This window comes from Companilactobacillus halodurans (assembly GCF_009600995.1).
Lineage (GTDB): Bacteria > Bacillota > Bacilli > Lactobacillales > Lactobacillaceae > Companilactobacillus > Companilactobacillus halodurans.
This window is the reverse complement of sequence record NZ_VDFO01000014.1, coordinates 19,691-39,739: the sequence shown is the minus strand read 5'-3', so window position 1 is coordinate 39,739 and position 20,049 is coordinate 19,691. Positions and strand designations below refer to the sequence as shown.

At 34.1% G+C, this 20,049-nt stretch carries 17 protein-coding genes and 2 pseudogenes; 14 read left to right on the top strand and 5 right to left on the bottom strand.

The window, feature by feature from the left end; all coding sequences use genetic code 11:
* Positions 1–56: 56 nt before the first annotated feature.
* The 3 genes from FHL05_RS05010 to FHL05_RS05000 all read left to right on the top strand — a co-directional run bounded on the left by FHL05_RS05010 (position 57) and on the right by FHL05_RS05000 (position 2,229).
* Positions 57–926: a LysR family transcriptional regulator gene (locus tag FHL05_RS05010; RefSeq protein ID WP_153384265.1), complete on the top strand. Its 870-nt coding sequence runs from the start codon at positions 57–59 to the stop codon at positions 924–926.
* A gap of 588 nt (positions 927–1,514) precedes the next feature.
* The gene (locus tag FHL05_RS05005; protein WP_153384264.1) at positions 1,515–1,772 is read left to right on the top strand and encodes a helix-turn-helix domain-containing protein; all 258 of its coding nucleotides are present in this window, start codon (positions 1,515–1,517) and stop codon (positions 1,770–1,772) included.
* A 1-nt stretch (position 1,773) separates the two neighbouring features.
* Entirely contained in the window at positions 1,774–2,229 is a 456-nt protein-coding gene (locus FHL05_RS05000; protein WP_153522188.1) for a low molecular weight protein-tyrosine-phosphatase, read from the top strand.
* Positions 2,230–2,242: 13 nt separating this feature from the next.
* Here FHL05_RS05000 and FHL05_RS04995 read toward each other — a convergent pair whose 3' ends face one another.
* Positions 2,243–3,004: a MurR/RpiR family transcriptional regulator gene (locus FHL05_RS04995; RefSeq protein WP_153384262.1), complete on the bottom strand. Its 762-nt coding sequence runs from the start codon at positions 3,002–3,004 to the stop codon at positions 2,243–2,245.
* Between the two features lie 126 nt (positions 3,005–3,130).
* Between FHL05_RS04995 and pfkB the strand changes: the two genes are divergently transcribed.
* The 5 genes from pfkB (at position 3,131) to FHL05_RS04970 (ending at position 8,134) form a co-directional block, all read left to right on the top strand.
* Entirely contained in the window at positions 3,131–4,060 is a 930-nt protein-coding gene (pfkB, locus tag FHL05_RS04990) for a 1-phosphofructokinase (protein WP_153384439.1), read from the top strand.
* A 2-nt stretch (positions 4,061–4,062) separates the two neighbouring features.
* Entirely contained in the window at positions 4,063–5,985 is a 1,923-nt protein-coding gene (locus FHL05_RS04985; protein WP_153384261.1) for a fructose-specific PTS transporter subunit EIIC, read from the top strand.
* Between the two features lie 98 nt (positions 5,986–6,083).
* Positions 6,084–6,668 (top strand): PTS sugar transporter subunit IIA, encoded by a 585-nt coding sequence (locus FHL05_RS04980; RefSeq protein WP_153384260.1) that lies wholly within the window; start codon positions 6,084–6,086, stop codon positions 6,666–6,668.
* A gap of 96 nt (positions 6,669–6,764) precedes the next feature.
* Positions 6,765–7,469 carry an MgtC/SapB family protein gene (locus FHL05_RS04975; protein WP_153384259.1) on the top strand — a complete coding sequence of 235 codons (705 nt, stop codon included), beginning with the start codon at positions 6,765–6,767 and terminating at the stop codon, positions 7,467–7,469.
* 134 nt (positions 7,470–7,603) lie between these two features.
* Entirely contained in the window at positions 7,604–8,134 is a 531-nt protein-coding gene (locus FHL05_RS04970; RefSeq protein ID WP_153522186.1) for a hypothetical protein, read from the top strand.
* Positions 8,135–8,248: 114 nt separating this feature from the next.
* Here the strand turns inward: FHL05_RS04970 and FHL05_RS04965 are convergent, their stop codons facing one another.
* Both FHL05_RS04965 and FHL05_RS04960 read right to left on the bottom strand, forming a co-directional pair.
* A complete protein-coding gene (locus tag FHL05_RS04965; protein ID WP_153384257.1) occupies positions 8,249–8,404 on the bottom strand; it encodes an SPJ_0845 family protein in 156 nt (51 codons plus the stop codon).
* 148 nt (positions 8,405–8,552) lie between these two features.
* Entirely contained in the window at positions 8,553–9,110 is a 558-nt protein-coding gene (locus FHL05_RS04960; RefSeq protein ID WP_153384256.1) for a hypothetical protein, read from the bottom strand.
* A gap of 173 nt (positions 9,111–9,283) precedes the next feature.
* On the opposite strand from FHL05_RS04960, the gene uvrC reads away from it, so the two are divergent.
* Together uvrC and map are read left to right on the top strand one after the other, a co-directional pair.
* Positions 9,284–11,101, top strand: a complete 1,818-nt coding sequence (uvrC, locus tag FHL05_RS04955; protein WP_153384255.1) for an excinuclease ABC subunit UvrC — start codon at positions 9,284–9,286, stop codon at positions 11,099–11,101.
* Between the two features lie 15 nt (positions 11,102–11,116).
* Positions 11,117–11,953, top strand: coding sequence for a type I methionyl aminopeptidase (gene map, locus FHL05_RS04950; protein WP_153384254.1), 837 nt, complete (start codon positions 11,117–11,119; stop codon positions 11,951–11,953).
* A 138-nt stretch (positions 11,954–12,091) separates the two neighbouring features.
* Here the strand turns inward: map and FHL05_RS04945 are convergent, their stop codons facing one another.
* Both FHL05_RS04945 and FHL05_RS04940 read right to left on the bottom strand, forming a co-directional pair.
* The gene (locus FHL05_RS04945) at positions 12,092–13,114 is read right to left on the bottom strand and encodes an aldose epimerase family protein (RefSeq protein WP_153522184.1); all 1,023 of its coding nucleotides are present in this window, start codon (positions 13,112–13,114) and stop codon (positions 12,092–12,094) included.
* Entirely contained in the window at positions 13,111–16,413 is a 3,303-nt protein-coding gene (locus FHL05_RS04940; RefSeq protein WP_153384252.1) for a tetratricopeptide repeat protein, read from the bottom strand. The genes FHL05_RS04945 and FHL05_RS04940 overlap by 4 nt, the downstream gene beginning before the upstream one ends.
* 174 nt (positions 16,414–16,587) lie before the next feature.
* On the opposite strand from FHL05_RS04940, the gene FHL05_RS04935 reads away from it, so the two are divergent.
* The 4 genes and pseudogenes from FHL05_RS04935 to FHL05_RS12830 form a co-directional block, all read left to right on the top strand.
* The gene (locus tag FHL05_RS04935) at positions 16,588–17,502 is read left to right on the top strand and encodes an AraC family transcriptional regulator (RefSeq protein WP_153384251.1); all 915 of its coding nucleotides are present in this window, start codon (positions 16,588–16,590) and stop codon (positions 17,500–17,502) included.
* Between the two features lie 109 nt (positions 17,503–17,611).
* A pseudogene (locus FHL05_RS12835) lies at positions 17,612–18,867 on the top strand (oligosaccharide MFS transporter).
* Positions 18,868–18,890: 23 nt separating this feature from the next.
* On the top strand, positions 18,891–19,883 hold the full coding sequence (locus tag FHL05_RS12490; protein WP_202879060.1) for a beta-galactosidase: 993 nt from the start codon (positions 18,891–18,893) through the stop codon (positions 19,881–19,883).
* Positions 19,841–19,999 (top strand): annotated as a pseudogene (locus tag FHL05_RS12830) (hypothetical protein); the annotation flags it as partial. The gene FHL05_RS12490 and the pseudogene FHL05_RS12830, both read left to right, overlap by 43 nt.
* Between the last annotated feature and the right edge of the window lie 50 nt (positions 20,000–20,049).

Sequence of the window (20,049 nt, the reverse complement as noted above, 5' to 3'; positions counted from 1 at the left end):
TAAAAAACATAGTCAAATATGTTATTATTAATAAATAAAATTTATAGGTGAAAAACATGAATCTAAAAGATTATCAATATTTTAAAAAATTATCTGAATTAAAGAACTTTTCAGAAACGGCCAAGTTCTATAAAGTTAGTCAACCCACGATAACTTATTCACTTAAACGACTTGAAGAAACTTATGGTATTTCTTTAGTAGAACGGAAGAGCTATGCGAACTCGCTTTCATTAACTGAAGCTGGACAGCAATTATTAGTCCATATTAATAGGATACTTCTGGAAAATGATTTAATTGAAGAAGATATGCATCGTATTAAAAGAGACAAGATTGTAATGGGGTGGCCACCGATTATTACAAATTATTTAATTCCCAAAGTCTTTGACAAATTAAAACAAAACGGATTGCTTAACACGATTGTTCCAGTATCCGAAGGTTCTCGAGAACTATTGTCTAAACTAAAAAATGGAAAATTAGATATATCTTTTTTAGGAACAACTACCTTGCCACAAGAAAATCATCTTGATTATCAAATCATTAAGAAGCATCAGTTTAAATTTATTGCTTCAGCTAAAAGAGATACTTCAAAAATAACTACGATTGAACAATTGTTTGATGAAGATTTTATCTCATTGGATGAAAGTTCAGTTCACAAACAAGTTCTACAAAATATCGAGGAACGCTATAATGTTTCCCCGTATACTACCTTTCAAACTGCTGATTACAAGTTGATGTTAAACCTTGTTCAAGCAGATAAAGGAATCAGCTTCGTAACGCAGACAGCATTTGAAGGAGTACCTGGAATCAAGGAAGTCAAGCTTGAGGGGGTAAAATTGCCGCCATTTTATATACTTTTTGTATACCGCCACAACATGATAAGTGATAAAACGCTCAAACAATTGATTGATGTTTTTAAAAATATATAGATATTATTTTATAAAACATTCGTGGTATACAGGTATAGTCCAATAACGTTATAATGTATTTGCCAATTAGTATTGGTGGATTAATCTATAGATAATATTTATGCTTATTATCTATTTGTCGACATAGTTTTTGTTCAAATACAATATACAATTATTTATACCTCATCAATATAATAAACTATATTGTGTTTTTATTACATTATTTGCACTTTTTACGGTAAATATTTTTGGGATTTATGGGATAGAAAATGTTTAATTGACGAGAAATGCTATTGTAGAGCCAATTTGGCTAATTTTACTGTTTATTCAGAAATTTATAAAATTATGCTTAATTTATATAGGAGTCAAATTTTGAAAGTAATTGTGATATCATTGGTACGAAGAGGAGATTAATCCTATGTTTCCTCTTTCTTGATAATTTCATGATTATAATAGTTTAAACTATTGTCGATTTAATGGTGGTTCCTCCCTGAGCTACCATTTTTTTGTGTTCAAATTTTCTATACTGGCGAAAACTGCGATATATGGGCATTGATGCATTTTTCTATGGTATAATTTTTCATAACAAGCCATTTAGGAGTTTTTAGTATGAATTACAATGAAAGTCAACAAAAAGAAATTGCTAATTACGCAATGGAGCATGACAACAATTACAAAGCAACCGGTGAAAAATATGGAATTTCATATCAACAAGTGGCTGCTTGGGTTAGAAAGTATAAGAATAACGAAAGTAAGAAAGCAACAAAACCAGCTGCAAAGGCCACGACACTTGATGTACTTAGTCGAAAAGATCCTGTTTTAGAGGCGCAATTAAAAGAAGTCAAGAAACGATTAGGATTAATTTAAAATGAAAAAAGTCATTTTTGTTTGTCTGGTAAATATTTGCCGTTCACCAATGGCTGAAATGATGATGAAGGATTTAGTTAAAAAAGCAGGCTTGGAAAAACAATTTCAAATCGAATCACGTTCCACATCGACTTATGAAATAGGCAATGGTCCACATCCTGGTGCACTTGCCGAATTAAAGCGTCAAGATGTTCCGATAATCAAGCATCAGGCTAAACAAATCACGCAGGATGATTTTGATAGTGCTGATTTGATTATTGGTATGGATCAACAAAATATTGTTAATTTAAAAAAGATGGCTCCAAATAAAGATCAAGAAAAAATTCATCTTGCTTTTGAGATTTTGAATCAGAATAAGGAAGTAGAAGATCCTTGGTACGATCATAAATTCAATCGGACTTATCAACAATTGAAAAAATTGTTGCCACTTTGGCTGAAAAAAATATCTGAGAAATAAAAAAATCATCGACTCAATCGAGTTGATGATTTTTTTTCGTTCTAATAACATATGAATCTAATAAAATACGGCTGATAACTTGAAGAGGTAAACGAGATCTAACTTCATAATCTGGAAAATAAGAAGTTTGAGATTTAAAACCTAATAAAATCATATCAGAATATTTTGCGACGGAACTGTTTTCACTAGTTGTAATGGTCAAAGTACTGACGCCATTTTTATAAGCATTCTTTGCGCCAGTGACCAGTTCTTTAGTTTCGCCGTTTAAGGTGATTAAAATGACTAAGTCTTCTCGTTTGATGCGTTTACTCATCGTGATAATAATATTGGGGTCGGAACTCATAATGCAATTTTTGCCAAGAAGTTGGAGTTTTGTGGTCATTTCATTGGCGATGAATTCTGAAAAACCACGAGCAAAGATATAAATATCAGCCGAATCTTTGATTTTTTGAATAGCATCTTCAATCGTTCCAATATTGATCATTCGTAAAGTGTTGTCGACTTCGTATTTATTTTTGAAAATGGCTTGTTTGATATCATGGTCAACTTTTTCAAGATTTTTATATTTGAAATTGTTCTGCGTACTAGCAGTCAATTGTTGGCGAAAATCGGTGTAGCCAGTATAGCCTTTCTTTTTCATCGTTCTAACAATCGTTGCGGTGGAGACATTAGCATCTTCGCTCAATTTGATGATTGATAGATTAGGGATGTCAGTTAGATTTTCTTGGATGTATTGCCATAGGAATTCTTCTGAAGAACTTAATTTGTCATTCATTAATAATTAATCCTCCTGAAATTGTAAAGCATTTTTCATAAATTTTCGTTAATTAAACGTTTATGTAAACATTTACATAATATCACATTGTATGATGAATCTAAGAAATGGGAAAGGGGTCAGATGATGATTTATACATGTACTTTGAATCCAGCCATAGATTTGTTTATTGAAACAGATCATTTAAAGCCGGAAGTCGTTAATCGGACTAATAGTTATGATATTCAGCCAAACGGAAAGGGTGTTAACGTTTCCTTCATCTTAAAAGATTTAGGGATTGATAATACTGCTTTAGGAGTTGGCGGTGGATTTACTAGTAAGTTTATTGAAGAATCTCTTCAAAAAGAGGGAATTAAAACTGACTTCACTCATATCGAAGGAATTTCTCGCATCAATGTTTTTACGCGTGTTCTGGAAAATGATACAGAATTTAAGCAAGTAAACAATGGACCTGAAGTGAGCTCTCAAAAAGAAGCTGAATTCTTAGAAAAAGTTGCTCAGATAAAAAAGGGCGATAAATTAGTCGTTTCAGGTAGTTTTTCTAAAGGCATTGCACCTGAAACCATTGTTAAAATCTCACAAATGGCAAAAGAACAAGATTTTGACTTGATTGTCGATACTAGCTATCCGGAAGTTGTTAAAACATTGCCACAGAATCCTTATCTCCTAAAACCAAATAATGAGGAATTAGCTTCTTGGTTCGATGAAGACGGAACTAGTGATTTGGATACACTTGTTAAATATTCTAAAAAATTGATTGCAAAGGGTGCACAGAACATTCTTTTGTCAATTGGGAGTAAAGGGGCCTTATTTGTCAATAAAGAACAAGTTCTTTATGGAAACGCTCCTAAAATTAAAGTTGTTAACACAGCTTGTTCCGGTGACACAATGTTAGGCGCTTTTGTTGCAGGCATCGAACAAAAACTTTCATTAAAAGATAATTTGAAACGAAGTATTGCTGCTGCTAGTTCAACAGCAAGCGTTTCTGGATTAACTGACTTTTCAGATGTTAATGTTCTAATGGATCAAATTAAAATAACAGAAATGGAGGCCTAAATATGGCAAAGTATCAGATTATTGCAGCGACAGGCTGTCCAACTGGAATTGCTCATACTTATATGGCTCAAGAAGCCTTAGAAGAATCCGCTAAGAAAAAGGGGATTACTATTAAGGTCGAGACTCACGGACAATCTGGTGTTGAACATGCACTTAGTCAATCAGAAATAGATCAAGCTGATGGTGTTATTATTGCCGCTGATAAGGATGTTGATATTGATCGTTTTGACGGCAAGCGCTTGGTCAATGTTTCAGTAACAAAAGGTATGAAAGAACCAGATGAATTAATTGATAAAATTTTAAATGATAAAAATGTTCCAGTCTATCATAGTGCTGGTTCCGCAAAAGAAAGCAGTTCTGAAGAAGCTGAATTGACAGGGACATTTTGGCATAAACTTTATGTTTATCTGATGAATGGTGTTTCGCACATGTTGCCATTAGTTGTCGCTGGTGGTGTTTTGACTGCTGTATCATTCTTCTGGGGTATTAATTCTGCTGACCCTAAGAGTGCCGAATATAATTCTATCGCTGCCTTGTTGAATACTGTTGGCGGTTTCGCCATGAACTTGATGGTACCTGTTCTTTGTGCTTATATTGCTGAGGCTATCGGTAAGAGAACTGGGTTGGTCATTGGTTTTGTTACTGGGATGATTGCTTATACTAACGGAACTGGATTTTTAGGTGGCATTTTAGGTGGTTTCTTAGCCGGATATGTTGCCGTATTATTAGCGAAATTATTCAAAGGGATTCCAAAGTCTCTTGATGGATTGAAATCAATTTTCATCTTCCCAGTTTTGGGAGTTTTGATTTCCGGAACAATCATGTGGTACATGTCAGTACCTATGAAAGATTTAAACCAAGGTATGATGTCATTTCTAAAGAGTATGGAAAATTCTAGTCCAATTCTTTTAGGATTGATCGTCGGAATCATGTGTGCTGCCGATATGGGTGGTCCAATCAATAAGGCTGCTTATTTAACAGGTACTGCTTTGCTTGCTCAAGGTAATTATTTCTTCATGGCCGGTGTTTCAGCTGCATGTATTGCACCACCACTAGCTACTGGATTTGCTGTTTTGTTCAATAAAAAAGCTTATACAGCTAAGGAACGTAGTGCTGGATATGTTAATTTCTTACTAGGATCGACTCACATTACTGAAGGGGCTATTCCTTTTGCCGCAAAGAATCCTTTGTTGAATTTACCATCATTTATGATTGGTTCATCGATTGCAGCTATTTTAAGTTATGTAACTAGAATTTCTGTTCCAGCACCTCATGGTGGTTTCATTGTTTTGCCATTAGTAAATAAACCATTCCTTTGGGTTCTTTGGATTGTAATCGGTGCTTTAGTATCAGGATTCTTACTCTCAATCATCGCTGGACGTCAAAGTAAACATGATGCACTCGTAACAAGTGCTGGTGAAGTTTCAGTTGATGAAGAACCTGCTGAACAAACTAGTTCTTCGAATAGTTCCAGTGCTGATTTAAGTGAAATTTTGAATAAAAATAATATTGCCTTAGATGTCGATGTTGCGTCACGCGACGAATTATTACAATATTTGGCTGATTTCTCAAAGAAGTTGGGCTATGCTACTGATACAAAAGCTGTTTATCAAAAATATTTAGCTCGTGAAAAAGAAAGTTCAACTGGGATGGAGAAAGGCATTGCCATTCCACATGCTCAAGATAAGACAATCAAGAACTCAGCTATGTTGATTGCTAAATTAAAGAAGCCCATTGACTGGAAGACTTTTGATAATCAACCAGTTGATATCGTAATTTCATTCTTGATACCTGATGAAGATAGTGGCGATAGTCACCTAGAATATCTTTCAAGTACTTCTAAGCTATTGATGCATAGTGAATTCGTTGATTCATTAAGAAAAGCTAAGACTAAAGATGAAATTTTGAATCTATTTCAAGAATAAATAAAGTAATTAAAAGGACTGTCAGAAATGGCAGTTTTTTTGTTTTGAAAGCATTATCATATAAAAAAATGTATCATTGAATTAAGAGGTGAAGATTAATGACAGAAAAAACATCGCTTTGGCAAAGGATTAAGAATCATTTTAAAAAATCACCGAATTCAGATGATGCTCCAAAAAGAACTGTTGTCATCGTTACTAATGATAATAATGTGCCAAATAATCGGCCTCGAGTTGATAAGATGAGTGATTTCTCAAAAGTTTTGGTTGCAAGCGATATTATTTTAGACGTCGATGCTTCATCAAAAATTGAATTATTGAAGTATATTGCTAAATTTGCCCATGAAACTGATTCAAAAATTGATTCTGAAGCACTTTACGGAAAATTGATTATGAGAGAAAACCAGGCTTCGACGCAAATGGGTGGAGGAGTCGTCATGCCTCATGCAATGGATTCGTCAATTTCCAAGTTACGTGCGATTATTCTTAAGCTCAAAAACCCAATCGTTTGGGCACAGGGTGAAAAAGTTGACGTGGTAGTTAGTTTGTTAATACCTGATCCAGAAAAGGATTATCAACACGTTCCTTATATGTCGACTTTAGCTCGTTTGATGCTAAAAAAGGATTTTTTGAAGTCGCTTAAACAGGCAAAGTCATCTGAGGCAGTTCTTAGGCTATTTTCTTAGGTGAAATTTAAACTTTTTTGTTACTTTTACCAAAGAATTAAGTCGATAATGATATACTGTATAGTATCAGCTATGTAGAACATTGGAGGGGTTTATTTGCAAGGTCAATTAGATGTTCTTACAGTAGTAATTAGGTTGTTATTATCAGTTCTGTTTGCCGGAATAATTGGTTTAGATCGAGCCTATAAGCATCGACCAGCTGGTTTGAGAACCCATATTCTAGTGTGCTTAGGAGCTTGTATCGTCGCAATGATTCAAAAGAATATTGGATTCAACGCTTTACAAGTTGCTCAACAATATCCACAATTAAAAAATGTCTTACGGGCTGATGATGCTCGTTTGATTGCGCAAGTCATCAGTGGTATTGGCTTTCTTGGTGCTGGTACGATTATCGTTGAACACCATTCGATTCGAGGACTTACTACAGCAGCCAGTTTATGGGTCGTTGCCTGTTTAGGCTTAGCCATTGGAATGGGCGACTATATCATTGCTATTGCTGGATTTATTGTCGTTTATGCGGTTTTAGGATTCTTGAAGAAAATTATCCGGATTAGTCCAGTTCGAAAGTTAAAGATTGAATATAAGCATAAAGTTGATACGAAGAAATTTATTGATGATTTCTTTCAAAAAAATAATATCACGGTTGAAGGTGTTCGCTTTAGCGTAATGAATCGTGATAATATCAAGGTCTATACTAATGTTTACTCGATCGATTTTGGTAAGAGTTTAGATTACGTCGATATTGTCGAGGGGTTGTCAATGAACGATAATATCATTAAAGTAGAAACTATTAATGTTTAAAAAAATATTCCCGAGTTACTCGAGAGTATTTTTTATTGGGAATTTTTATAAAAAGATATTTAAATTTTTAAATGGCTTAAATTGATTGTATTTACATTTGAGCTTTGATATCTTTAAATTATTGGGGGAATTAAATGATAAGACATTTACCGACCAGGGTCTTAATTGTCTTTTTATGCCTTTTTTTATTGTTAATTATCGGTTTACTTACTCCGAGGGATGAAATTGCCGGTAGTATTCAGGAAACTAAAATTGCCATGGCTAACAGGTCCAAGCAAAAAACAGTTTCAGAATTTAATAAAGAGCGTAAAGAGTACTCGTATGTATCATTTGATAATTTGTATTCAAATACTGACTTGTATTATGGAACGAAGATTTATCAAGTTGGACATATTAAGAATTTTGATTCGGCACATAAATACTTATTAATTGCGTTAGATGGAAATGATAAGTCGAGGACTATCAAGTTAAAATATAATTTATCTAGCTTCGCGCGTGGGGACGTTGATTTACAGGAAAATGATCCTGTTAAATTTTACGGGCGTGTAATGTCAACAGATAGTTATGTTAATGAAAAGGGACGAGATGTTAGTCGACCAGTTGTTTCAGCCGATTTTATTCAAACAAAAAATAATAATCGTAGTGATAATAATGGTATTGTTTAAAAAAAGACCTAGGGCAAATTGTCCTAGGTCTTTTCTTAAAGGAATTCTCTGTTAAAGAAATAGTAAAATAAATGGCATTCACTTATAGAAAGTGACATCAAAACAAGAGAAGTTTTATTTTTTATCTTTTAGATTCTTTTTATCTGTTGCAGCTTTTTTCTTATCTGCAGCATCTACGCGTTTTTCGTTTTCTTTTACATCATCGGGAAGAGAGGCAAATTTATCAAATAAACTGCCAAAATTGCTTTCACGTTTCACTGTTAGGCCCATCGGTATCAGCCCCTTTCAAGTTTTCTAATCTTTAAATTTCTTCTTTATTCTTAAATACATTATAGTTCCTTTTTTTAAAAATGACAATTCCCTGAACTAAATGTTAGGGAATTGTCATTTTGTCATTAAATAGTAATCAAAAAGCTAATTAAGCTAATTCAATTTTGCCAGTGGCAATAGGTAGCGTTACGTGAGTATCATATTTACCAACAACACCGGCAACTGTGTCAGGTAATTTCAAATCTTTAGCAACGCCGTGAATATAAATAACACGTTTGTCTAATTCTAAGTCGTCGCTGCCAAAGACTTCTTTAAATTTAGCTTGTAGCTCTTTTAAAGGAACAGTGATTTCATATTCAAAGTGGCCATCAGCGTCAGAGACTGGGTAATTGTCATTTGGAACATTCATATGATGTGGAGCATTGTCGAAAGGAACCATGGTGGTACCAGAAACACTTTCTGTTTCAGGGAGATCGACTAGACCATCATGATTTTTGTCTTGATCCATGGTTGCAATTTGAGCATCATTGCCATCAGGGAAGCCGTGAAAATGCTCCCAGTGTTGAGTATTGGCAGGGGTATCGAACATTTCGATTTTAATCTTCAGTTCGTCGTCAGTTTCCTCAAATTCTGCTTTGCCATGAGCTTTGGTGCCGATAAATTCATCATTCAAAGGTACAATATTTGCAATGTACTTCTTACTCATAAAAAATCCTCCTTTAAAAAACAATTTTGACATCATTATTTTAAAATAAATAAAAATCATTGGCAAGAAAGCGGTTTTACTATAAATTGGTATAATTAAGTAGCAGTTAATTTGACAATTATCAAGATTACCTTAATATAGGATAAGTTCGAACTAAGAGGGAGGGGTATTCAATGGCGACACAATATCTTGAACATAAATTAAGCCTGTTACCTCCACGTCCGGGTTGCTATTTAATGAAGGACATCAACTCGAAGATAATTTACGTTGGAAAGGCTAAAAATCTCAGAAATCGTGTGAGATCATACTTCAAAAGTTCCCATGAAGGAAAGACTGCTCGTTTGGTTTCAGAAATTCGCGATTTTGAAACGATTATTACTTCTAATGATAAAGAAGCATTTTTGCTTGAAATCACACTGATTCAAAAACATCAGCCATATTATAATATTAAATTAAAACGAGGCACTGGTTACCCATATATCAAGATAACCAATGAACGAGATCCCAAGATGGAAATTACTGGCCTGATCAAAAAAGACGGAGCCTACTATTTTGGACCTTATCCAAACGTTTGGGCAGCCTCTAATACCTTGAATTTTTTGCAAAAGGTTTATCCTCTACGCAGATGTCAGGGGAATTTAGGTCGACCTTGTTTGTATTATCATATGGGGCAGTGTCTCGGTGCTTGTTTCAAAACTGTTCCCAAAGAAAAATACGATGCTCAAATTGAAAAAATCAAGAAATTTCTCGGTGGCAATGTTGCTGAAGTCAAGGGTCAATTAGAGGACCGAATGGAAAAGGCTTCTGCCAAAATGGAATTTGAACGTGCCGCTGAATTGCGTGACCAAATCAAATATATTGAGACGACAGTTGAGAAGCAAAAAATTATTTCTAATGACAGTACGCCTCGAGATATTTTTAATTATTATGTCGAAAAAGGTTGGATTTCAATTCAAATCTTCTTTATTCGTCAAGCGCGTTTGATGAAACGTGAAAAAAGGGTTTTTGCTTGTATCAACAGTCCAGAAGAAGAATTATCAACTTTTATTCTTCAATTTTATAATCGACGCAATCAGGTCCTGCCAAAAGAGATTCTCGTGCCTGATAACTTGGATAAAGATACTTTATCTCAAGTGTTAAATATTCCTTTTAGAACGCCTCAAAGAGGCCAAAAAAAGGATTTAATGGATATGGCAGCTGAAAATTCTAAATTAGTCTTACAAGAAAAGTTTCGCTTGATGGAATTGGACAATCGCCAGACCTATGGAGCTCAGAAGCAGATTTTTGATGCGCTAGATTTGCCTTATGGGCACATCATTGAATCCTTTGACCATTCACACATTCAAGGAACAAATCCAGTTTCAGCCATGGTTATGTTCCAAGATGGTCGTCCTCAAAAGAGCGGCTATCGAAAATATAAGATTAAAGGCGAGGTTGAACACCAATCGGGTGCTGATGAAGCGGCAAATACACGTGAGGTGATTTATCGGCGGTATTCGAGATTGATTAAGGAAAATGGTTCACTGCCAGATTTAATTCTCATGGATGGTGGTATCATTGAATTGCGTGCGGTAATGGATGTCTTAGTCAACGAATTAGGAATCGATATTCCAGTTGCAGGGATGGTCAAAGATGATCACCATAATACATCGCATTTGATTACTGGCGAAGATGGAGTTTTTGTACCATTAGACCGTAAGAGTCAGGGATTTTATTTATTGCAACGAATACAAGATGAAGTTCACCGCTTTGCGATTACTTTCCAGCGTAAGACTCGGAGTAAGAATGCTCTTTCGTCACGTTTAGACAGTATTCAAGGCGTTGGTCCAAAAACTAGAACTAAATTGTTGAAGAATTTTGGCTCAGTTAAGAAGATGAAAGAAGCTTCTATCGAGCAATTTACTGACTTGGGAATTCCTAAGACGACTGCTCAGACAATTAAAATTACGTTAGCAAGTACGAATTTTCATAAAAAATACTATAAAGGTTAATATTGGGGGATTTAGATGATTACATTAAAATCAGAAAGAGAAATCGAAGGGATGCGCGAATCTGGTAAAATCTTGGCTGGAGTTCATTTGGGACTTCGCGACATGATTAAGCCAGGAATTTCAGCTTATTCAATTGAAGAATTTGCTAATGACTATATCGAGAGTCACGGTGCAACTCCTTCAGAAAAGGGCTTTGAAGGCTATAAATATGCTACCTGTGTCGATGTCAATGATGAAGTTGCTCACGGTACACCCAGAAAAGATTTAATTCTTGAAGAAGGCGATGTAGTTAAAGTCGATATGACTGTTAACTATAAAGGTTATGAAAGCGACTCTTGTTGGAGTTATGGTGTCGGTTCCGTTACTCAAGAAACATCTGATTTAATGGAAGTAACTAAGAAATCACTTTACCTTGGAATCGCCCAAAGCGTTGAAGGCAAACGTTTAGGCGATATCGGATATGCCATTCAACATTATACAGAAGACGAACATGGCTATGGAGATGTTAGAGAGCTCTGTGGACATGGAATTGGACCTACAATGCATGAAGAGCCTGATGTCTTGCATTATGGTGAACCAGGCAAAGGCTTGCGTTTAAAGAATGGTATGACAATTACCATCGAACCTATGATTAATGAGGGTACTTGGGAAATCGTTGACCGCTCACTTAAAGACCCAAACGATGATTGGATCTATTATGCTAGTGCTGATGGCTCATGGTCAGCTCAATATGAACATACTTTAGCAATTACCGAAGATGGTCCCAAGATTTTGACCTCTCAAGACGCTGCTGAAGATGAAAAGTACTTAACTTGGGCTCGTAAATATTTAAAAGAACACAAACAAGCTTAATTGAACTTTTGATTAATGCCAAGACATAACGTAGCTAGTTTTCAATTTTTATTCAACACTAAAAATTCATAATTTTTTATCATTATCGAAAAAAGAAACCACTTCAAATTAAAAGTGATTTCTTTTTTTTAGTTCAAATCAATATTTAAAGCTCCAAGAAGTTTTGGTTAGATAAAGTTCATTTGGTTCAAGAGTGATGGATTGTAAATGATTTTCGGCGCTTGGAGGTATTTGTGTTTCCAAAGCAATTCCCGCATACTTCTTGAAATTATGAGTAATGCCAGTGCAATTAAAATGATTTCCGGTGTAGACGACAATACTTGGAGCGGTCGTTCTTAGAGTCATTGATCTCTTTTTGTTTGAAGAGTAAAGCTTAATTGCAGGTGCTAATTTTTGGTTCAAAATGAAGGGATGATTCAGTCCGTTTTCATTCTTAATCTGATAATCAGATGAATCCAGAGCTTGTTTGATAGTTTTTGCTTTTCGAAAATCAAAACAATTATTAAGAACTTTTTTGGGTTTGCCAAAGGGAATATGATTTTTGTCCAATTGCAAATATTTATCAGCATTTATTTTTAAAAAGTTATTTTCAACAGTTGTCTTAGGTCCATCTAAGCAAAAATATACATGATTGCCTATGTTGCAAAGGGTTGTCTCATCAGTAAAAGCCGAAACGGAATAAAAGAGTGTATCTTGGTCATTTAAAAGGTATTTTACTTTTATATTTAAATTGCCAGGATAATTATTAGTGAAAGCTTTATCTAAATAGTAAAAACTAGCACTGCATTTTGTAGCCGATTGCTTTAGTTCAAATTTAAAATTCCTAGTATCCAATCCCTTGGTACCACCATGTGAATGAGTAATATTGTTTTCATTCAATTCCAAATGATAGGTTTTTGAAGAGTTTTTTTGCCAAATACCTGACTTGATTCTACCGATAACTCGCCCAATTGTTCCACCCAGAAAATTTTGCTCTTTGCTATAGTCTTCTGGTTTATCCAGACTTAAAATTAAATCGACTAATTCGCCATTTTCGGTAGGAACCAATATTTTTTCAAGTGTTGCTCCATAATTCAGAAGTTTAACTATCATGCCGTTGTTGTTTTGTAATGTAATTTCGTACTGATTTTTTGAGTACTGAACTTTAGAGGTTTTTATCATAAGTTATTTTTAATATGCTTGATTTCTTGGAAGTGATTTGTTAAAGCGTCAATTTTAGCAAACATTTTTTTGGCAGTAGTAGTTTGATTTAATCCTAAATATCCTAAGCCCATCAGGTAATAGCAGTTAATACTATTTTTGTTTTGAGGATTTTCATCGAATAAAAGTGAGTCAGGTAAAGATACGGCAAAGTAATCGGCAGTTATTTTATCAAAGAGATGTTTTTCACCATAAGTAATTAGTTTGTGATATTTTGCTACAGCCCTTTCAGGCTTTCCAAGTTGCTCCCAAGCTAAACCTTGATAGTAAATAGCATCTGCTGGTTCATCATTGTAATACAGCATATTGGTTGGTTCATTAATACCTTTTGTAGCATCAGTGAGGTAAAAGTTAGCATTTTGGGAATCATTTATCAATTTATACGCCAGGCCCAAATAATATGTAACAATATTTTCGTGAAGAGTAACTAGCTTACCTTCGCCAATATTTTCTGGATAGGTCAATGCTTTGGTCAATTTTTCAATTGCTTTTAAAGGATGCTTTTCTTTAAGATCAATTTTAGCCAATTCAACTAAGGAATATTTATATTGAGTGCTTACTTTACCTTCTCCTCCTTCCCAGGGATGAAAGTTATGTGCCATGATTTTTTTGTAGGCTTCTTGATATTTTCCAGTGTCATTTAACAAGGTTATTAGTTGAATGTAACTGTCATCTCTTTCTTCAACTAATCTTTCATTTGAAATTAAGAATTTCAAACGATCGTTTAAAGAAAGATTCATTTTTTCATATAGAGTATCTAATTCAAAAACTAAACGGGTATTATTGGGGTCTAATTTGAAAGCTTTTTCTAAGGACGATAAAGCTTTATCAGGATTATTGTCTTTATTAAAATATTTGATTGCCAAATTACGATAGGCCATCGAATAATTTGGATTTAATTGAGTACATTTTTCCCAATATTCTTGAGCTAGGTCATAATTTTTTCGGTCATAGTGGAGATTACCCAGATAATAATTGGCTAAGCCATCTTGAGGATTCAATTTAATGATTTTTTGTAAAACTAAAATATCAAATAGATTATTAGGGAAAACATAGTTTGGTGATAAATTAGCACCTGTTTGAGCGTGTTTTAGAGCAGTTTCTTTTTGATTCAATAAATCAAAAATATAAGCTAAATAATATTCTTTTAGAGGATTTTTTGATTTAGATAGATTTAAGACATTAATTGAATCTTGATATTGGCCAGCTTCAATAAGCAATGAGGCCAAAGTTAAAACATCGTTTAATTTAGTGCTTGATTTAGAAAGTAATTCAGTATTTTTTTGATTGTTTGGATTGATTGAAACTGCCTCATACAATAATCCTAAATTTAAAGGATCGATTTCTAAACTTTTTTCAATAATTTTTTGAGCAGTTTGAGATTTACCTAATAGGTTTAATACGTGAGCTTGAAGAAAACTATTAGTGGTATCACGATAATTGTCGTTTAAGGCTTGTTGAATAAAGCTAAGAGCTTTTTGATAATCTTTTTGTCGAAGCTTTAATTTAGCCATTTCAAAGAAACTAATAGACTTAGTATTCTCTGACCAAGTGGCTTTATAGAAATCAGCGTAAGCTTCCTTGAATTGACCTTGCTTGACCAGACTCAATCCCAGGTGATACATGGGCGATCCGGAGACGGGATTAGTATTGTGTTCGTTAGAGCGTTTGATGGCATTTTTAAAATACATTTCACTTTTCTTAAATAGTCCATTCCGGAATAGAAGAAGTCCATAGGCATCATTGATACGTTCATCGTATGGATCTCGTTTGAGACCTTCCAAGTAATAATCTTTTGGTTGAAAACTTGCATGACGATATTGTTCCAAATGTTGACCAGCAAAGAACAGTTCATCATTACTTTTTATGTCTTTTGGAATAGGTATTTTTTTAGCAGGGTCAGGGATTTTTTCGATTTTCTTTTCTTTTGGCAAATATTTAACTAGCAATTCATTATTATTATCGAAAAGGCTCAAATTTAATTTATCAATTGGATAATTAATCTCTGACAATTCAGTTGTAAAAGGCTTATCGGGTGCAATATCTAAATTGATAATTTTGATGATTTGCTGGTCTTTTTTTAATTCAAGATGTGCATTCTTATATTCCGAGGTTGTATATGCAGAAATCATTAAGTGATTATCATTCTTTGTCAGATTAATTGCAGCATTAATCGTGGCATTTTTTACAGCACCTACATTTCGATAGGGCATAAAATACTCGGTTGAATTTTTTTGTTCGTGAGGTTGTAGCCAAGTAAAGTCTGGTTGATTATCAGTAAAAGTACCAACCATTAATTCAATATAAGGTCCGTCATTGTCAGTTAATTGATGATCCCAAGCTTTACCGAAATTACCGTTACCCCAAGTCCACTGCTTTTTTCCAGGTGATGTGTGATGGTCAGCTACATGTAATAGTCCAGCTCTTTTTTTATAGTCATAGTTTCCGAGAAAATCATAATTGGAGTGGGCCGCCATGTAAGAAGTTGGAACAGGGATGTTTTTGTATCTAGAGATGTCTACTCCGGAAGAGTAATCCATTTTATAATACTCTCCAGTTGCGATAGGAAAAGTTGAAACGGCTCTTTTCCCGTGATCAAAAACAGCATGTACATCAGGTGGGAAAATCGATTGAGTATTTTTATTGACTGGAACAGCGGGGTTTGCCCACCAAAGGAAAGTTTGTGGTAATTCAGTTGGATTAGAAAATGATTCTTCAAGCTTTAAGTAAGATTTGTCTTTGAAAAGTGTGAATCCAACAACTACTTTGGTGCCATACATCCGATCAACGTCGCTCATCCAAACGGTTTTTGAGCCATCAGAATTACTTTTAATTTGATAATTGATTGGTAAGTATGTGTCTGGACGGTGATGCTGTGGCCAGTTAAATTCAATTCCCCCTGAAATCCAAGGACCTGCTAAACCAACAAGAGCTGGTTTTATAACATGATTAAAGTAAACAAAATCATAGTTATTAGTTTTGTCTAGCATTCTTTGAATTCGACCACCTAATTCAGGTAAGAAGGTAACTTGAACATACTTATTTTCCAAAATGACAGCAGTATAAACTTTGTCTTCTTTAGTGTCTTCAATCTTTTCTGTTACTGGATAAGGGTAAACCTTTCCACTACTACCTTGATAGGCACGATTTTCTAAAAACATGGGGTTTTTTTCAGGCTTTCCAGTTTTATAAGTTGGAATAGTGATGTTTTTTTCAGTTACAGTAACTTTTAAATTATTTGTACTTTTAACAGTATCCATCAGCAATTATCTCCTTTGCTTTTTCTAAAGATATATTATTACTGAAACCGTTTACTTTAAATGCAAAGTTACTCACTAAAGATGGATAATCTTACACTATATTTGATTACTACTTACTGTTAAAGCTATTCATGGTATATTGGAAATGAAAATAATAAATTGAGGAGGATATGTATGCATAAATTAGAGGGATTTGCTAATGAGTACTTATTTGTTTTGCCAAATGAAATACTGAGACAATTTGATTACTCTTCTATTATTAAAGATTTATATATAACTGATTTAGGTTTTTACCCAAGAGCTAAGTACCATTATGTTCATCGTCCACTTGGGGCTAACGAGTGGGTTATGATTTTTTGTACTAGTGGAGAGGGTACAGTTGAATCACAAACTCAAAAATGGCCAATGTCAAGAGGTTCAATTATTATAATGCCTCCAGATGTGGAACATACTTATTTTGCTTCAGAAAAATACCCTTGGGATATATTTTGGGTTCATTTCTCTGGGAAATTAGTACATGAGTATTTGTCTATTCCAGCAAAGGCAAAAAATACTTTTAGATATTCAAAAGAAATCTCTGAAGATGACATTAATTATCTCATGTCCTTATTCTGGCAGATGATACAAGCTTTAACTTCAGGTTTTTCTTTTGAAGCAGTTTTTTATGATTCACAAATATTGGGTACTTTATTGGCATACATGAATATGCATTCAAAACTACCTGGTGAGAAAAAGAATATGGGAAATGAGCATCTTACAAAAGCAATTCAGTATATTTATGATCATTTAGATCAACGAATTACATTAAGGAAATTGACTAATTATTTAGGAGTGTCAGTTAGTTATTTAAGCAGGATTTTTAAGAAAAATTTGGATATGGGAGTAAATGAATTCATAACGTCAGTTAAAATTAAACAGGCTAGTCATTATTTACAGAATACTAATTTATCAGTTCAACAAATTGCTCAAGGGCTTGGCTATTCAGATCCATATTATTTTTCAAGAGCTTTTAAAAAAGTTTATAAAATTTCTCCAGTAAATTTTCGGAAAACGTATCATTCTAGTACGAGTCATACGACTGGCGTGTAAAATAGTCCATCTTTTTAGTGAAAATGTCTATTTTTATGTAAGCGATTTCAATATATTATTTTGGTGAATTCAAAAGTAGGTCTACGAAATAATAGAACAAGGGAGTTGTTTGAAATTGCTTAAACTTGATGTACGTAAACGTAATTATATTGCCGTTAGTGCAGTTAGTTTCTTTTACTTATTTGCATGGTCAGCTGCAATGTCATTCTTCGTTATTTGGTTAGGTCAAGTAATGGGAATAGGTAGTACGCAGACGGGGATTTTGTACTCTGCAAATTCTTTTATGGCTTTAGTGATGCAACCACTTTTTGGTTATGTGTCGGATAAAATCGGCTTGAAAAAGAATTTGCTATTGGGGATTCTCTTAATTTTGCTACCAATTGGACCATTCTTTATTTATGTATATGGTCCTTTGTTAAAGAGTGCCTTTTGGGTAGGTGCTATCATTGGTGGTTTGTATTTAGGATTTGTATTTAATGCAGGTTATGGTGCAATCGATTCATTCATGGATAAAATTTCTAGAAAGTATGGTTTTGAATATGGAAGATGTAGAATGTTTGGTTCATTTGGTTGGGCCGCAGCTACATTTTTAGCCGGAAGAATTATTAATATTGATCCTAATATTACTTTTTGGCTTGCTTCAGGTGCTAGTTTGTTAGCTATGATCGCTTTAGCATCAACTAGAATTGATCTTTCAGCAGAAGAAAAAGAAAAAGCCGATTCAGTCAAATTAAAAGATACTTTTGGACTTGTTAAAAATAAGAAATTTATCTTTTTATTGATTTTTATGATTGGCGTTGGTTCAATTTATGATGTTTATGATCAACAATTTGGAACTTATTTTGTTCAACAATTTTCTTCAGCAGCAGCTGGCAATAAGTGGTTCGGTGATTTGGGATCCATCCAGACATTTTTGAAGCTATCTTTTTAGCTGTTGCTCCAGTTGTTTGCAAGAAATTAGGTGCTAAGAGAACTTTGTTGTTGGCAGGTACTATTATGTCGATTAGAATCGTGGGTTCTTCTTTTCAATGGGGACCACTTTGGATAGGTGCTATGAAATGTATCCACTCGTTTGAAAAACCACTATTCTTGGTTGCTCAATTCAAGTATATTTCATTGAATTTTGATTTACGTTTATCATCATCTGTTTATTTAGGGTGCTTGTTTACTAGTTCAGCAATGTCAATTATTCTTTCGCCATTATTTGGTAAATTCTATGCTTCGATTGGATTTTCTCAAACGTATGTGATTATTGGTCTACTTGCGTGCGTCTTCACATTAATATCCAGCAAATTATTAACGGGTGATAAGAAAGCTCTTAATTACGGAAATAAATTTGCTGAGGGTGAACAAGCAACGGCATAATTAAAAAAAGGAGAATATAAATAATGAAGATTTTTGAACATTCGATAGACTTAAGAAATCAAAAAAGTGATATTCAACCAGCTTTACCACAATTGCATGGTAAAGATCCTCAGGGTGATGAATTTAGTTTTACTAATCATTATATGGTTCGAAATAATCATCCATTCTTTGGAATCTGTGGTGAATTTCATTTTAGTCGGTATAATTGCGATGAATGGGAAGACGAATTAATAAAAATGAAAATGGCTGGTATCAATATTGTTCCTACTTATGTAATTTGGAATCATCATGAGGAAATCAAAGGACATTTTGATTGGACGGGTAATAAGGATTTACGTAGGTTTATCCTATTATGTAAGAAACATTCGATTGATGTCATTTTGAGAATTGGTCCTTGGGACCATGGTGAAGCTAGAAATGGTGGTTTCCCTGATTGGCTTTATGCAGAGCCGTTAGTAACTCGTTCTAATGATAAGAGATATTTAGGATATGTTAAAAAGTTATATGATGAAATTGGGAAACAAGTTCATGGATTATTTTTTAAAGATGGTGGACCAATTATTGGAATTCAATTGGAAAATGAGTTTCAACATGCTGGTGCCGCTTGGGAAATAACTACAGGTACTAGTGGAGAATGGATTCCTTCTGGTTCAGATGGCAATGAACACATTAAAACTTTGAAAAAATTAGCTCAAGATGCCGGTATGATTGCTCCAATTTATACTGGAACTGGTTGGGGTGGTGCCGTTGCCCATACCGATACTGTCCTGCCATTATGGGGTGGCTATGCATTTTGGCCTTGGATTTTTTATGATAAAACTATCAAAAAACATCCTGCTACACCAGAATATATATATCGTGATTATCGTTATCCAACCTATAATTTTGATCCGCAATATGATCCTAAGAAAATACCTTATGCAGCCTGTGAAATGGGTGGTGGTATGACGGTATTTTACAGCTATCGTTTTAAATTGCCATATCAAAGCGTCGATGCTATGACCAATGTAAAATAGCCAGTGGCTGTAATTTTGTTGGTTATTATGTCTTTCATGGTGGTTCCAATCCACTGGGGCTTAAAACACCATATCTTAACGAAAATGCGACACCAAAAATTAGTTATGATTATCAAGCACCGTTAGGAGAATTTGGTCAAGCTAGACCTTCATATTATCGGCTCAA